This is a genomic window from Pseudomonas sp. S2_E02, assembly GCF_054668355.1.
This window is the reverse complement of the sequence record NZ_CP162761.1, coordinates 5731981-5747929: the sequence shown is the minus strand read 5'-3', so window position 1 is coordinate 5747929 and position 15949 is coordinate 5731981. Positions and strand designations below refer to the sequence as shown.

At 60.5% G+C, this 15949-nt stretch carries 12 protein-coding genes; 7 read left to right on the top strand and 5 right to left on the bottom strand.

The features are described from left to right. Nucleotides 1–45: 45 nt before the first annotated feature. Complete coding sequence (locus AB4O01_RS25660; RefSeq protein WP_099758082.1) at nucleotides 46–645, bottom strand: CoA pyrophosphatase; 600 nt, start codon at nucleotides 643–645, stop codon at nucleotides 46–48. 147 nt (nucleotides 646–792) lie between these two features. On the opposite strand from AB4O01_RS25660, the gene AB4O01_RS25655 reads away from it, so the two are divergent. The 7 genes from AB4O01_RS25655 (at nucleotide 793) to nagE (ending at nucleotide 9471) form a co-directional block, all read left to right on the top strand. Then, the gene (locus AB4O01_RS25655; protein WP_007909002.1) at nucleotides 793–1344 is read left to right on the top strand and encodes an NUDIX hydrolase; all 552 of its coding nucleotides are present in this window, start codon (nucleotides 793–795) and stop codon (nucleotides 1342–1344) included. A gap of 113 nt (nucleotides 1345–1457) precedes the next feature. Next, on the top strand, nucleotides 1458–1973 hold the full coding sequence (locus tag AB4O01_RS25650; RefSeq protein WP_007909004.1) for a L,D-transpeptidase family protein: 516 nt from the start codon (nucleotides 1458–1460) through the stop codon (nucleotides 1971–1973). 283 nt (nucleotides 1974–2256) lie between these two features. Then, a complete protein-coding gene (locus AB4O01_RS25645; RefSeq protein ID WP_116254598.1) occupies nucleotides 2257–2988 on the top strand; it encodes a GntR family transcriptional regulator in 732 nt (243 codons plus the stop codon). A 40-nt stretch (nucleotides 2989–3028) separates the two neighbouring features. Next, nucleotides 3029–4135, top strand: a complete 1107-nt coding sequence (gene nagA / locus AB4O01_RS25640; RefSeq protein ID WP_460089955.1) for an N-acetylglucosamine-6-phosphate deacetylase — start codon at nucleotides 3029–3031, stop codon at nucleotides 4133–4135. Beyond that, on the top strand, nucleotides 4116–5138 hold the full coding sequence (locus AB4O01_RS25635; RefSeq protein WP_460089953.1) for an SIS domain-containing protein: 1023 nt from the start codon (nucleotides 4116–4118) through the stop codon (nucleotides 5136–5138). Before nagA ends, AB4O01_RS25635 begins: the two co-directional genes overlap by 20 nt. A gap of 80 nt (nucleotides 5139–5218) precedes the next feature. Further along, nucleotides 5219–7732 (top strand): phosphoenolpyruvate--protein phosphotransferase, encoded by a 2514-nt coding sequence (gene ptsP, locus AB4O01_RS25630; protein WP_460089952.1) that lies wholly within the window; start codon nucleotides 5219–5221, stop codon nucleotides 7730–7732. A 23-nt stretch (nucleotides 7733–7755) separates the two neighbouring features. Then, on the top strand, nucleotides 7756–9471 hold the full coding sequence (gene nagE, locus AB4O01_RS25625) for an N-acetylglucosamine-specific PTS transporter subunit IIBC (protein WP_460089951.1): 1716 nt from the start codon (nucleotides 7756–7758) through the stop codon (nucleotides 9469–9471). A gap of 78 nt (nucleotides 9472–9549) precedes the next feature. On the opposite strand, the gene AB4O01_RS25620 is transcribed toward nagE, so the two are convergent. From AB4O01_RS25620 to purL, 4 genes are all read right to left on the bottom strand, one after another. Continuing rightward, nucleotides 9550–9849: a hypothetical protein gene (locus tag AB4O01_RS25620; protein WP_460089949.1), complete on the bottom strand. Its 300-nt coding sequence runs from the start codon at nucleotides 9847–9849 to the stop codon at nucleotides 9550–9552. A 225-nt stretch (nucleotides 9850–10074) separates the two neighbouring features. Then, the gene (locus AB4O01_RS25615) at nucleotides 10075–10434 is read right to left on the bottom strand and encodes a DUF6124 family protein (protein ID WP_460089947.1); all 360 of its coding nucleotides are present in this window, start codon (nucleotides 10432–10434) and stop codon (nucleotides 10075–10077) included. Nucleotides 10435–11453: 1019 nt separating this feature from the next. After that, entirely contained in the window at nucleotides 11454–11765 is a 312-nt protein-coding gene (locus AB4O01_RS25610) for a YqfO family protein (RefSeq protein ID WP_095050948.1), read from the bottom strand. A gap of 5 nt (nucleotides 11766–11770) precedes the next feature. Beyond that, nucleotides 11771–15667, bottom strand: a complete 3897-nt coding sequence (gene purL / locus AB4O01_RS25605; RefSeq protein ID WP_460089946.1) for a phosphoribosylformylglycinamidine synthase — start codon at nucleotides 15665–15667, stop codon at nucleotides 11771–11773. Between the last annotated feature and the right edge of the window lie 282 nt (nucleotides 15668–15949).

Below are 15949 nucleotides of genomic sequence, written 5' to 3'. Positions count from 1 at the left end.
TCACGGTGAATGGCCATTCTGCCGATGGCTCAGGTATTGATGCGTTCAAATATCAAGAAAGCTTTTCGGCGGTTGGTGCAGGCTGATCTTGGCGTCATAGAGCAGATTGATCAACTCGACGATCATGATCGCCGTCAGCCCCCAGATCTTGTACTCGCCAAAGCGGTAGCTCGGCACGTACCAGCTGCGACCCTGATAGTCGATGCGGTGCGTGTGTTCACGGGGGTCTTTGCGGAAGAATTCCAGCGGCACAGTGAACACCGCAGCAATCTCGGCATCGTTGGCCAGATACTCGACAAAATCAGGGATGACGCCGACATAAGGCGTGACCTTGATGCCGTGCAGGGAGATCAGCGGACTGAGCGGGCCGATGATTTCAACCAGGCCGGGTGGCAGGCCGATCTCTTCTTCGGCTTCGCGTAGCGCGGTGAAGATCAGGTCGGGGTCTTCCGGGTCGCGACGGCCACCGGGGAACGCGACTTCGCCGCCGTGGGTCGAGAGCCCGCTGGCGCGCAGGGTCAGTACCAGTTCCGGCTCGTCACTGCGGGTGATCGGCACCAGAACGGCGGCCTCGGGGAAACGGGTGTCGGTCTCCAGCGTGCGCGGTGTGTGGTTGCTAACCCTATGCAGTAGCTCGTCCAGCATGAGTGTTCTCGATCTGTGCCTTACTCTGCATCATGCACCAATCGTTGCAAGCGCCCAAGCCCCCGAAACCCGCCGTGTCGCGAAACGACAACTTGCCGACCGGCACCGCTGCACGCCAAGATAGGCGCAGCATTCAGGAAGCCCAGCATGAAATTTTGCAGCCACTGCGGTAACCCGGTCACCCAGCGCATTCCCGAAGGCGATTCGCGGCTGCGATTTGTCTGTGACAGCTGTCAGACCATTCACTATCAAAACCCCAATATCGTCGCCGGTTGCGTGCCGACCTGGGGCACGAAAGTGTTGCTCTGCCGCCGCGCCATCGAGCCGCGTCTCGGCTACTGGACCTTGCCCGCCGGCTTCATGGAGAACGGCGAGACCATCGAGCAGGCCGCCGTACGCGAAACTGCCGAAGAAGCCTGCGCCCGGGTGCGCAACCTGAGTATCTACACGCTGATCGACGTACCGCACATCAGTCAGGTGCATGTGTTCTTCCGCGCCGAACTGGTCGACCTGGACTTTGCCGCCGGCCCCGAGAGCCTCGAAGTACAACTATTCGACGAAGCCGACATTCCCTGGGACGAGCTGGCTTTCCGCACGGTGGGACGTACCTTAGAATGCTTCTTCGCTGATCGGCGTATCGAGGCGTATCCGGTTCGGTCGGAATCGATTCCTCCGTTGGCGCAGCCGGTCATTATTTAATCAAGACATTGGCGTGATGGCCGACAAAAAGATCGCAGCCTTCGGCAGCTCCTACCTGTACACATACATATAAAATGTTGGTTATCCGCGTCACTCCCTGGGGAATCGTTTCAATGCGCTGGTTGCTTGCCCTGTTTTGCCTGTCGTTCGTTACCGTCTCCCAAGCGTCCTTCGTGACCACCGTGACGCCGTCGAATACCCCGCTCATCGAGAAAGTCCTGGTGCTCAAAGCGGCCCATCAACTGCAGTTGATCGCCGACGGCAAGCCGTTGAAGACCTATCGCATTTCCTTGGGCAAAGGCGCGAAGAAAGGCCCGAAGCTGATAGAGGGCGACAAGCGCACGCCAGAAGGTTTCTATTGGATCGACTGGCGCAAGACCAGCGACAAATTCAATCTGTCGATGCACATTTCCTACCCGAACATCAGCGATTCGGCCCGCGCCCGGCGTGAAGGCGTCGAGCCCGGCGGGATGATCATGATCCACGGCACGCCGGATTCGGAAGAGACCCCGGAAGACCTGTTCCACACCCTCGACTGGACTGACGGCTGTGTCGCCATGCGCAACGTTGATATGCGCGAAGTATGGAACCTGGTGCCGGACGGCACGATGGTCGAAATTCGCCCTTAAACCCTGACCACTGGTCACCTGCAAAAAAATAAACCAAAAGATCGCAGCCTGCGGCAGCGCCTACAGAGGTGATACCACTCTCAACTGTAGGCGCTGCCGCAGGCTGCGATCTTTTGCTTTTTATAGGCCAACACTAATACCACTTGAAACCACACCCCCTAAAACCCGCCATTCCATTGGGCCAAAGCCTATTTTCGCGCGTTGACATGGTATTCAAGTGGTATTAATTTCCGCCCCACAAGCGAGCCACAACAATCCTATACTCGCGACGGAAATGCCCTACATGAACGACCTTCATACCCTACGCCCGGACGACTCTCAGCCGACGCCGCTGTACCTGCAGCTAGCGCGCAATCTGGAAGCAGCGATTCATGCCGGGCAGTGGAAGTCCGAACAGGCGATGCCTTCGGAACGCAACCTCAGCGAGCAACTGGGCATCTCCCGGGTGACTGCGCGCAAGGCGCTGGAAGTCCTGCTCGATCAAGGCCTGATCCGTCGCCTGCAAGGTTCCGGCACCTTCATCACCCCTCGCCTCGAACAACCGCTGTCGCGCCTTTCGGGTTTCAGCGAGATGCTGCGCCTCAAGGGCTTCGTGCCCAGTTCGCAATGGCTGGAACGCGAAGTCACCCTGCCGACCCACGAAGAACTGATCCGCCTCAGCCTGTCGCCCAACGACAAGGTCGCGCGCATGAAGCGTCTGCGCAAAGCCGATGACACGGTGATGGCCATCGAAATGAGCACCCTGCCCGCCTCGATCATGCCCAAGCCGCAACTGGTCGGCGATTCGCTCTACGAATACCTCGACGGCATCGGCAAGCCGATCGTCCGCGCCCTGCAGCACATCCAGGCGATCAACGCCTCTGACGAGTTCGCCGCGCTGGTCGGCATTGCCCCCGGCACCGCGATGTTACTGATGACCCGGGTCGGCTACCTCGAAGACAACACCCCGATCGAAGTCACCGACACCTATTGCCGCAACGACTACTACGACTTTGTTGCAGAGCTTCGTAGATAAAGAGCTGCGTCGATAAGCGCAGTCACAAGCGAGAACCAAAATGTCCGAAGACAACATCCTTACCGCCAGCGGCTGGATTCGCGGCCGGCTGGTCCACGAACACGGCAAAGTCGTGTCGATCGAAGGCGTGCCCTGCGATCCGGCCGACAATGACCTGCCGTATCTGCTGCCGGGTTTCATCGATCTGCACGTCCACGGCGGCGGTGGCAAAGACATCATGGAAGGCGCCAGCGCCTTCGAGACGATCACCAGAACCCACGTGCGTTTCGGCACCACCTCGCTGCTGGCCACCACCATGACCGCGCCGAGCGCCGAGATCTCCAGTGTCTTGAAAGAAGTCGGAGAGTTCTGCGAACAGCGTCCGCAAGGTGCCGCGCGAGTCCTCGGCGTACATCTCGAAGGCCCGTACATCAATCCGGGAAAACTCGGCGCGCAACCGAACTTCGCCCACACCGCGTTAATGGCCGAAGTCGAAGAATATCTGGCACTGGCGCCGATCCGGGTGATCACCATCGCCCCGGAAATCGCCGGCCACGACGGTTTGATCCGTGAGCTGAGCAGCCGTGGCGTGCGCATGCAGATCGGCCACACCCTCGGCAGTTACGAAGAAGGCGTCGCCGCCCTCGATGCCGGCGCGACCAGTTTCACCCACCTCTACAACGCCATGAGCCCGCTGCATCACCGCGAGCCGGGCATCGTCGGCGCCGCGCTGGCCCACGCCAAATTCGCCGAGCTGATTCCGGATTTGCTGCACGTGCATCCCGGTGCGATCCGCGTGGCCTTGCGTTCGATCCCGTGCCTGTATTGCGTCACCGATTCGACCGCCGCCGCTGGCATGCCCGACGGTGAATACAAGCTCGGCAGCCACACCGTGACCAAATGCCTGGGCGGCGTACGCCTGCCCGACGGCACGTTGGCCGGCAGCACCCTGACCATGGATCAGGCCCTGCGCAATCTGGTGAAGATTGGTTTGCCGCTCGCCGAGGCCTCGCAGCGCCTGTCGCAATTTCCCGCCGACTACCTCGGCATCAACGAACGCGGGCGCCTGCAACCAGGGGCCTGGGCCGACTGCGTGCGGCTGGATCGCTCACTCACACTGACCGCCGTCATGGTCGAAGGAGAAGACATTGACTTCAAAAATGCTTGAGGAGGCGCTGTCCTCGTTCGAGGCCGTGCAAGCCCAACTGCAACAGCTCGACCCGCAAATGATCGAAATTGCCGGGCGCCTGCGCCGTCAGCCACCGCAAGTGGCAATGACTGTGGCGCGCGGCAGTTCCGACCACGCTGCGAGCTACTTCGCCTACCTGACCATGCAGCAACTCGGCGTACCGGTGGCGTCGTTGCCGATGTCGGTGGTGACCATGCAGCAGGCGCCGTTGAAGGTCAGCGGTCAGGTCGCGTTCGCCTTTTCCCAGTCGGGGCAAAGCCCGGATCTGGTCAACAGCCTGCGCCTGTTGCGCAAGCGTGGCGCGCTCAGTGTGTCGATGGTCAACGCCGCCGATTCGCCACTGGAAGCCGCGTGTGAATTCAGCGTTCCCCTGCTCGCCGGGACTGAAAGCAGCGTCGCCGCGACCAAAAGTTTTATCGCCACCCTCAGCGCCAGCGCCCGTTTGGTCGCGCACTGGAAAGAGGACAGCGAATTGCTCGAAGCCGGCAACGCCCTGCCGGAAGGCCTGCGCGAAGCGGCGAAACAGGACTGGAGCGTGGCCATCGAAGCACTGCGCGATTGCCAGCGTTTGATGGTCATCGGTCGCGGTGCCGGTTTTGCCATCGCCCAAGAGGCGGCGCTGAAATTCAAGGAAACCTCGGCGATTCAGGCCGAAGCCTTCAGCAGCGCCGAAGTGCGTCACGGCCCGATGGCACTGATCGACGAACACTATCCGTTGCTGGTTTTCGCCCCACGCGGTGCCGAGCAGGCTGGCCTGTTGAGCCTCGCGGCAGAAATGCGTCAGCGCGGCGCCCGTGTGTTGTTGGCCGCGCCGGATGACGTGACCGAGCGCGACCTGACCCTGACCCGCGCCGAACACCCGGCCCTTGATCCGATTCTGGCGATCCAGAGTTTCTACGTGATGGCCGCCGGTCTGGCGGTGGCCCGTGGCATGGACCCGGATCAGCCGCGCCACCTGAGCAAAGTGACCCGCACGCATTAATTGAAGCAAGCCTGTAGGAGCTGCCGAAGGCTGCTCCTATAGGGGACATCGAACCGAGATATAACCGATGAGACCGAGCCATGCACAACAACAATAAAGAGCTGACCCTCAGCGCCCCGCTCAGCGGCCCGGTGCTCACGCTCGCCAAAGTCCCGGACGCGGTGTTCGCCAGCGGCGCCATGGGCGACGGCATTGCTATCGACCCGATCAACGACACGCTGTATTCGCCGTGCGCCGGAATGATCATTCACGTTGCCCGCACCGGCCACGCGCTCACCGTGCGTGCCGACAACGGCGCGGAGATCCTTCTGCATCTGGGCCTCGACACCGTTGAGTTGAACGGCGAAGGCTTCTCGATGCTGGTCAAGGATGGCACCCGCGTCAGCAAGGGCCAGCCGTTGTTGCGCTATGACCTGGACAAGGTCGGCCAGCAATGCAAAAGCCTGGTCAGCCTGTTGATCCTGACCAACAGCCAGGATTTTCAGGTGCGGCCGATTACGCTCAAAGCAGTGAAAGTCGGCGAGCCGTTGCTGCACATTATTGCGCGCAACGGTCTGGCGGCGAGCGCAGCAGTCATCGACGGGCCTGAGGTTCTTGGCCATGTTCTGGTGGCCCATCGCGGTGGTTTGCATGCCCGCCCGGCTGCGTTGATTCGGCAGACTGCGCAAGGGTTCAAGAGCCAGTCGCAACTGCACTTCGCCGGCAAATCGGCGCCGTGCAACAGCCTGATCGGTTTGATGGGCCTGGCCGTTGGCGAGCAGGATGAGGTGCAGGTCAGTTGCCAGGGGCCGGACGCTGAAGCGGCGTTGCAAGCGTTGCTTACGGCGTTGGCCACCGCGCTGCCGGGTGATCATCACGCTGCGGCGCCGGTCAATGCTGCCACTCTTAAGCGCCCGGCCGAGGCTGGCGTGTTGCACGGTGTCTGCGCTGCGCCAGGACTGGTTGGCGGGCCGCTGTTTCGTTTGAACGCGATCAGTTTGCCAGCGGATGCGGGCAATCATGATCCGCTACGGCAACAGCAGGTGCTCGACACGGCGCTGACTCAGGTCCGCAACGAAATCGACGCCACCCTCGCGCAAGCGAAAAAACACAGGAATGCCGACGAAGAAGCGATCTTCGCCGCGCATCTGGCTCTGCTGGAAGATCCGGCGCTGCTTGATGCTTCGCAACAGTCCATCGAACAAGGCACTGCAGCCACTCACGCCTGGAGCCAGTCAATCGACGTGCAGTGCGAAATGCTGCAGCACACCGGCAGCGCGCTGCTGGCCGAGCGCGCCAACGATCTGCGTGACCTCAAGCAACGGGTGTTGCGGGCATTGCTTGGTGAAGCGTGGCATTACGACGTACCGGCCGGTGCCATCGTCGCGGCGCATGAACTGACGCCTTCGGATCTGCTGCAACTCAGTGCGCAAGGCGTTGCCGGGTTATGCATGGCCGAGGGTGGCGCGACGTCGCATGTGGCAATTCTCGCTCGCGGCAAAGGTCTGCCGTGCATGGTGGCGTTGGGTTCTGCCTTGCTTGATCAGCGACAAGGCCAAGCGGTGGTGCTCGATGCCGACGGAGGACGCCTCGAACTGACGCCAGATGCCGAACGCCTGGCTGAAGTTCAGCAGGCGCAACTCGACCGTCAGCAGCGCCGCGACGCACAGCAAGCCAAGGCTCACCTGCCTGCAGAAACCCGCAACGGCGTGACCATCGAAGTCGTCGCCAACGTTGCCTCCAGCGGTGAAGCGGTAGATGCCTTCGCCAACGGCGCTGATGGCGTTGGTCTGTTGCGCACTGAGTTTTTGTTCGTCGATCGTCAGACCGCGCCGGATGTCGAAGAACAGCGTGCGGCCTATCAAGGCGTACTGGACGCGATGGGCGAGCACCCGGTGATCATCCGCACCATCGACGTCGGCGGCGACAAGCAACTCGACTACCTGCCGCTGCCGGTCGAGGCCAACCCGGTGCTCGGCCTGCGCGGCATTCGTCTGGCTCAGGCGCGCCCGGAAATCCTCGACCAGCAACTGCGCGCGCTGCTGCAAGTCAGCCCGCTGCGCCGCTGCCGGATCCTGTTGCCGATGGTCACCGAAGTGGATGAGTTGCTGCACATCCGCCAACGCGTAGATGCGTTGTGCCTGGAGCTGAAGATCACCCAACGCCCGGAAATCGGCGTGATGATTGAAGTCCCTGCCGCCGCATTGCAGGCCGAACAACTGGCCGAACATGCGGACTTCCTTTCCATCGGCACCAACGATCTCTCCCAATACACCTTGGCCATGGACCGCGACCACGCCGGCTTGGCCGCTAGGGTCGACGCCCTGCACCCGGCGCTGCTGCGCCTGATCGCCATGACCTGCGAAGGCGCGGCAGTGCACAAGCGTTGGGTCGGCGTCTGCGGCGCCCTCGCCTCCGACCCGCTGGCCACACCCGTTTTGATCGGCCTCGGCGTGAGCGAACTTTCGGTCAGCCCGGTGCAGATCGGTGAAATCAAGGACCGCGTGCGTCAACTGCACGAAGCCGAATGTCAGCGCCTGAGTCGCGACCTGCTCAAGCTGAGCAGCGCCGCCGCCGTGCGTCACGCCTGTCATCAACATTGGCCTCTGCGCTAACAAAAACAAAAAGGACAAACGCCATGTACCAACTCTTCATCGAAGGCCTGCAACGCCTCGGCCGCGCGCTGATGCTGCCGATCGCGATCCTGCCGATTGCCGGCCTGCTGCTGCGTCTGGGTGATACCGACCTGCTGAACATCGCGATCATCCACGATGCCGGCCAAGTGATCTTCGCCAACCTGGCGATGATCTTCGCCATCGGCATCGCCGTCGGTTTCGCCAAGGACAATAACGGCACCGCCGGTCTTGCCGGAGTGATCGGTTATCTGGTGATGATCTCCACGCTGAAGGTGCTCGATGCGAGCATCAACATGGGCATGCTCGCCGGGATTGTCAGCGGCCTGATGGCGGGCGCGCTGTACAACCGCTTCAAGGACATCAAGCTGCCGGAATACCTGGCGTTCTTCGGTGGCCGGCGGTTTGTGCCGATTGTCACCGGGTTCGCGGCGGTCGGCCTCGGTGTCGTGTTCGGCTATATCTGGCCGCCGATCCAGCACGGCATCAACGCGTTTGGTGCGCTGATGATGGAAAGCGGCAGTATCGGCGCGTTCGTGTTTGGCGTGTTCAACCGCCTGCTGATCGTCACCGGCCTGCACCACATCCTCAACAACATGGCGTGGTTCGTGTTCGGCAATTTCACCGATCCAACTACCGGGGCTCTGGTGACGGGTGACCTGTCGCGCTACTTTGCCGGTGATCCGAAGGGCGGCCAGTTCATGACCGGCATGTTCCCGATGATGATCTTCGGCCTGCCCGCCGCGTGTCTGGCGATGTATCGCAACGCCCTGCCGGAACGGCGCAAGGTGATGGGCGGGATTTTTCTGTCGATGGCTTTGACGTCGTTTTTGACTGGGGTGACCGAGCCGATTGAATTCGCCTTCATGTTTCTGGCGCCGTTGTTGTATCTGCTGCATGCGCTGCTGACCGGGTTGTCGATGGCGATCACCAATGCGCTGAACATCCATTTGGGTTTTACCTTCTCTGGCGGCTTCATCGACATGGTGCTGGGTTGGGGTCGGTCGACCAATGGCTGGTTGGTGATTCCGGTCGGGCTGGCTTACGCCGTGGTGTATTACGCGGTGTTTGATTTCTGCATTCGTCGCTTCAACTTGAAGACGCCGGGGCGTGAGGATGTGGCGACGGCTGAAAAAGCGGTTTTCGCGGAAAACGAACGCGCCGGGGCTTACATCAAGGCACTCGGTGGTGCAGACAACCTTGTGACTGTCGGTGCCTGCACTACGCGGTTGCGACTGGAAATGGTGGATCGCAACAAGGCATCCGATGCAGACCTGAAAGCATTGGGTGCGATGGCCGTTGTGCGTCCGGGCAAGGGTGGCAGTTTGCAGGTGGTGGTCGGTCCGCTGGCCGACAGCATTGCTGATGAGATTCGCCTGGCGATGCCGGCCTTGGGGCGTGCGGTTCTTGCTGAACCTGTAGAGGTTGTCGAAGAGCCGAAAGCGGTTGTGGTCGCAGGCACCGAAGCTCAGCAATGGCTGAATGCGCTGGGTGGTGGCGACAACGTGCTGCAACTGGATTGCATTGCCATGAGCCGGATTCGCTTGCTGTTGGCGGATGGCAATGCGCTGTCCGAGGCGCAGTTGAAGGAGCTGGGTTGTCAGGGTGTCAGCCAGTTGGAGGGTGGGGTCTGGCATTTGCTGGTGGGTGACAAAGCTGCGAGTTTGAGTGGAGCACTTGAAGCGCTGGTCAATCGCAGTGAGGTCAGTACAAAGGTTTAAGCCAAAGCAAAATCAAACAGCCTTGCTGATCAAGGAAAAGCCGCTGCGCTATCAAGCACAGCGGCTTTTTTTCGGCAGCTACTTGGCTGCAACAACGGTAAACGTACGAGCCTGTGACATACCAGCGCTTCCTCTGGCCGCAATCGAATGAGCACCCAGCGCCAGACCTGTCAGGTGCAGCGCCCAGCTTCCTGTACCACTGGCGATTACTTGCCCCTTCACAACAGAAGCGTCCAGGATTTCAACTCTCTCTCCAGCAACTGCAATCCCGCTCAAGTGCACAGAAGTTGCAAAAGTGGCGCCACCGTTGGGAATTTCTAGGCCGTTTTCGTCTTTCACATAGGCGATTACTGGCACAACATTTTTTTCAGCAGACATATCTAAGTTCCTTCTTACCCGTTTTGGATGGAAGGCTTATCTGACAGGAGTTGGAGGTATCGCACCACTGTCAGAAATTACAGGTCAAGGGCTGTTTGCGATGAACGGTCAACGCCACATCTGCCACTGAGTTGAGCCGCGAACGTCAATCTGCAAAGTCATGCGTTTGAGCAGGCTCGCCCCTATCCAAATGGGGCGAACCTGTTTGCGATGTCCCCGTATAGATCAGATTTGCGGGTCTACCCGATCCAGTGCGCGATTTACCGCCAGTTCGGCGAGCATGACGATTTGCTGGATACCTAATACCGTGCTGCGCTGCGAACCGCTTAGCTCATTGGCGAAGTTGCTGGCGGCGGTGCTTGCCGAAGCTAACGATTCGCAGGCGTGGGCGAGCAGGCTTTCGGTGTCGACCTCTGGGCGGACCATGAACATGGTGCTCGGTCGGCAGGGCTTTGCGGGGTCGGGGCACAGATAGAAGTCGAGGGCGCGTTTGATGGCTTCGCGGTTTCGGGCCTGGTCTTCGGCGCGAAGGGCTTCTTCGAGTGGGGTTTTGGTTTCGGGTGGATCGGGTACGGGCTTAGTCATTGCAATGATCTCTAATCAATGATTGAGCCATCACTGGTCGTTTCTCACGCGACGAAGAGGTGGCAGCTATGTGCGGAGTGAGAAACCGGTAAGAGATCAACCCGGCCGAACCGAAGTCCGCCCGCACACAGCCGCCATAGAACATCACCAGCAGCAAATGAGCTGGCGGCGATTATGGTGCTACTGACGTTTGATTAAAACCTCTTACCGGGTTCTCACGCCCGATCACCGATTTGCGGTGACAACCAAAGACTAGAGACCCGACGTCCGACGGACAACCTGAAAACCCTGTGGGAAGGTTCTGGTTATTCGACACATCATTAAACAGACAAAAACAAACCCTCACCCTAGCCCTCTCCCAGAGGGAGAGGGGACTGAACGAGGTGTTTGGTGGATGTACGCCGACGTGAAATACCAAGTCGAACTCATATCCTGAAAAGCCCAAAAATCGGCCCCCTCTCCCTCAGGAGAGGGCTGGGTGGGCGGCGTTCCGATGAGGGGCAGCTCCAACACAAATCAAAAACCGAACACCCCGTGCTCTTTACCACTCAACAGGATGAGCGTTAGCTCGGCTGCAGCTTTTGATCTTGATCCACCCGCCCCGTCGGCAGGCTTCGTTCCGGGATTGATCCGGGGGGTGGGAGCGCAGCGACCGTTTGGCGAAGCCAAACACATCGAGAGGAGGTGCAGCGAAGCAAACCGGAGGCGATGCGCCCGGATCAATCCCGGAGCGAAGGAACCCCGAGCCTCAGCGAGTGGGCCGAACGTTGGGGCAAGCCTTTTGGGTTACCTTTTCGGCGTTTGGAAAAGGTGACCCGCCGTAAGGGCGGAACCCTAAGCAGCCGTTACCGCAGCAACGGATATGTACCCGATCAGTCAGAACATCATTGCCTGATCCGACGCCTTCGCGAGCAGGCTCGCTCCCACATTGGAACCCCTTCGCCCACAAAATCGCAGGCAACAAAAAACCCGCAGACAATCACTCATCTGCGGGTTTCTTGTTTCAGCAGCAAGAAAGATCAGAAATCTTCCAGCCGCCACACCTCATAAGCCGGCGTCTCGTAGGGATGGCTCAACTTGAGCGCCGCCACAACAGCCACGATCAACTCATCCGCCACCACAAGCTCAACCTTCCATTCCTCAACCCGCTCAACCTGCCCCGCCTCGCCAATGAACGGCTGACTGCCGTCCAACGGTCGAAACTGGCCAGACCCAAGCACCTGCCACGCACAGTGGTCATAGTCACCGATCCGCCCACCACCGGCAGCGAACACTGCCCCTTTGACCACCTCGACATGACTGTCAGGAACAAAAAACGCCAGCTTGTACACAGGCCTTAGTTCACCCAGACGCGCGCGTTACGGAACATGCGCATCCAAGGAGCATCCTCGGTCCAGTCTTCCGAACGCCACGAGTTCTGCACCGCGCGGAACACACGCTCCGGGTGCGGCATCATGATCGTCACGCGACCGTCGCGGCTGGTGAGGCCGGTGATCCCGCGCGGCGAACCGTTCGGGTTGGCCGGGTAGGCTTCGGTGACCTTGCCGTGGTTGTCGACGAAACGCATCGCCACGCAACCGGACAGATCGGCTTCCAGCAGGGCTTCTTCGCTGGAGAACTCGGCGTGACCTTCACCGTGAGCGATGGCGATCGGCATACGCGAACCGGCCATGCCTTGCAGGAAGATCGAGTTCGACTCCTGAACCTGAACCATCGCCACGCGCGCTTCGAACTGCTCGGAGCGGTTACGCACGAAGTGCGGCCAGAATTCGCTGCCCGGAATCAGCTCGTGCAGGTTGGACATCATCTGGCAACCGTTGCACACGCCGAGGGTGAAGCTGTCGTTACGTTCGAAAAAGCCCTGGAACGCGTCGCGGGCGCGGCTGTTGAACAGTGCCGACTTGGCCCAGCCTTCGCCGGCGCCGAGAACGTCGCCGTAGGAGAAACCACCGCAGGCCACCAGACCTTTGAACTCGTTCAGGTCGACACGGCCGGCCAGAATATCGCTCATGTGCACGTCGATCGCGTTGAAACCGGCGCGGTCGAACGCGGCGGCCATTTCCACCTGACCGTTGACGCCCTGCTCACGCAGCACGGCAACCTGTGGGCGGATGCCTTTCTTGATGTAAGGCGCGGCGATGTCCTGGTTGACGTCGTAGCTGAGCTTGACGCTCAGGCCCGGGTTGTCTTCTTCCAGCAGCACGTCGAACTCTTGTTCGGCGCAGTCGGCGTTGTCACGCAGACGCTGGATCTGGTAGCTGGTCTCGGCCCACTGACGTTGCAGCAGACGACGCTGACCTTCGAACACGGTGTCACCGTTGAAGGTGATGTTGATCTGGCCATTGTTGATCGGCTGACCGATCACCGATACGCAGTCGCCCAGACCGGCCGCGCTGAATTGCGCGAGGATATCTGGCGTGGCGTCCTGACGAACCTGGATCACGGCGCCCAGCTCTTCGTTGAACAGGATCGCGGCGATTTCCGCCGAAGACTCGGCAACGCTGTCGAGGTTCAGGCTCAGACCGCAGTGGCCGGCGAAGGCCATTTCCACCACGGAGGTCAGCAGACCACCGTCGGAACGGTCGTGGTAAGCCAGCAGGTGACCGTCGGCGTTGAGGCCCTGGATCACGGCGAAGAAGGCTTTCAGGTCTTCGGCGTCATCGACATCCGGCGCATATTTGCCGAGCTTGCCGTGAACCTGAGCAAGGATCGAAGCACCCATACGGTTCTGACCGCGGCCGAGGTCGATCAGGATCAGGTCGGTGGTGCCCTTGTCCATGCGCAGTTCCGGGGTCAGGGTCTGACGGATGTCAGCCACTGGCGCGAAACCGGTCACGATCAGCGACATCGGCGAGGTCACGGTTTTTTCTTCGCCGTTATCGTTCCAGCGGGTGGCCATGGACATCGAGTCCTTGCCCACCGGAATGGTGATGCCCAGCTCAGGGCACAGTTCCATACCGACCGCTTTCACGGTGTCGTATAGACGCGCGTCTTCGCCCGGGTGGCCGGCAGCCGACATCCAGTTCGCCGACAGTTTGATGTCGGAGAGCTTGTTGATACGCGAGGCAGCGATGTTGGTCAGGGTTTCGCCGATGGCCATGCGGCCCGACGCCGGAGCGTCCAGCAGTGCCAGCGGAGTCCGCTCGCCCATCGCCATCGCTTCACCGGTGTAAACGTCAAAACTGGTGGCGGTGACAGCAACGTCGGCCACCGGAACCTGCCATGGGCCAACCATTTGGTCACGGGCCACGAGGCCGGTGATGGTGCGGTCGCCGATGGTGATCAGGAAGCTTTTGCTCGCCACGGCCGGGTGATGCAGAACGCGTTCGATGGACTCGCTGATGTCGAGGTTCGACGGATCGAAGTCATCGCCCAACTCAGCTTCACGAACCACCGAACGGTGCATGCGCGGGGCTTTGCCCAGCAACACTTCCAGCGGCATGTCCACCGGGTTGTTGCCGAAGTGGCTGTCGGTCACGGTCAGTTGCGGCTCGGCAGTCGCCTCGCCCACTACGGCAAACGGGCAACGCTCACGTTCGCAGATCGCCTGGAAGCGCTCGAAGTCTTCCGGGCCGACCGCCAGAACGTAACGTTCCTGGGATTCGTTGGACCAGATTTCGTGCGGGGCCATGCCCGGCTCGTCGTTGGGAATGTTGCGCAGTTCGAAACGGCCACCGCGGTCGCCGTCGTTGACCAGTTCCGGGAAGGCGTTGGACAGACCGCCCGCGCCCACGTCGTGGATGAAGCTGATCGGGTTTTTGTCACCCAGTTGCCAGCAACGGTCGATGACTTCTTGGCAGCGACGCTCCATTTCAGGGTTTTCACGCTGCACGGAAGCGAAGTCGAGATCCGCCGAACTGGTGCCGGTGGCCATCGAGGACGCGGCACCGCCACCCAGACCGATGAGCATCGCCGGGCCGCCGAGGACGATCAGCTTGGAGCCAACGACGATTTCGCCTTTCTTGACGTGTTCTTCACGGATGTTGCCCATGCCGCCAGCGAGCATGATCGGCTTGTGGTAACCACGAACTTCGTCACCGTGCGGGGTGGTGATCGACTGTTCGAAGGTACGGAAGTAACCGGTCAGGGCCGGACGACCGAATTCGTTGTTGAACGCAGCGCCGCCGAGCGGGCCTTCGATCATGATGTCCAGCGCGGTAACAATGCGCTCAGGCTTGCCGTACGGCACTTCCCACGGCTGTTCGAAGCCCGGGATCTGCAGGTTGGACACGGTGAAACCGGTCAGGCCAGCCTTTGGCTTGGCGCCACGGCCGGTTGCACCTTCGTCGCGGATCTCGCCACCGGAACCGGTCGATGCGCCCGGGAACGGAGCAATTGCGGTCGGGTGGTTGTGGGTTTCAACCTTCATCAGGATGTGCACCGGCTCCTGCACCGCGCCGTACTGGCGGGTTTCAGGATTCGGGAAGAAACGGCCGGCAACGTTGCCGACGATCACCGAGGCGTTGTCCTTATAAGCCGACAGAACGCCTTCACTGTGCATCACGTAGGTGTTCTTGATCATGCCGAACAGGCTTTTTTCCTGGTTCTCACCATCAATATCCCAACTGGCGTTGAAGATTTTGTGGCGGCAGTGCTCGGAGTTGGCCTGGGCGAACATCATCAGTTCGATGTCGTGCGGGTTGCGCTTCAAGCCATTGAAGGCGTCGACCAGATAGTCGATCTCGTCTTCGGCCAGAGCCAGGCCCAGCTCGGTATTGGCTTTTTCCAGCGCAGCGCGACCACCACCGAGGATGTCGATTGCAGTCAGCGGCTTCGGCTCGGCGTGACTGAACAGACCGGCGGCCTGTTCGAGGTTGGCCAGGACGATCTGGGTCATGCGGTCATGCAGCACGTCGGCAATCTGCTGCGCTTCAGCTTCGCTGAACTGACCGGCGACGTAGAAGGCGATACCGCGCTCCAGACGCTGGATCTTGCTCAGGCCGCAGTTGCGGGCGATGTCGCTGGCCTTGCTCGACCATGGCGAAATGGTGCCGAAACGCGGCAACACCAGAAACAGACGGCCGGTAGGCTCTTGTACCGGAACGCTTGGACCGTACTTCAGAAGGCGCGCAAGCACCTGCTGTTCGTCGCCGGTCAGGACGCCGGTGACTTCGGCGAAGTGAGCGAATTCAGCATACAGGCCACTGACAGCTGGAACCTTCTGGCTCAGTTGCTCAAGGAGTTTGCTGTGGCGAAAGGCAGAAAGGGCAGGAGCGCCGCGCAGGATCAACATCTTCGGGACAGCCTCGGGAAGGGGTGTGCTTTGAGGCCGTGCATTCTAGCCTAAACCGCCCTCAACATCACCCGAAACGCTACGCACGGTTGCACTCGGGTATCAATCTGTGTTTCCGACTTCAGAGTCAGGTAAATCAGCGATTCAGAGGCAGCTTATTTTTACTGTAACAAAATGCCGTCAAGCCCCGTTTCTGCGGGGTTTCGTGCAGTTTTGTGATCGCTAGCAGACTCGCCCTGCACTGTCGAGATATGGCGCCCGCAGCCGTTTGCGTATACTGCG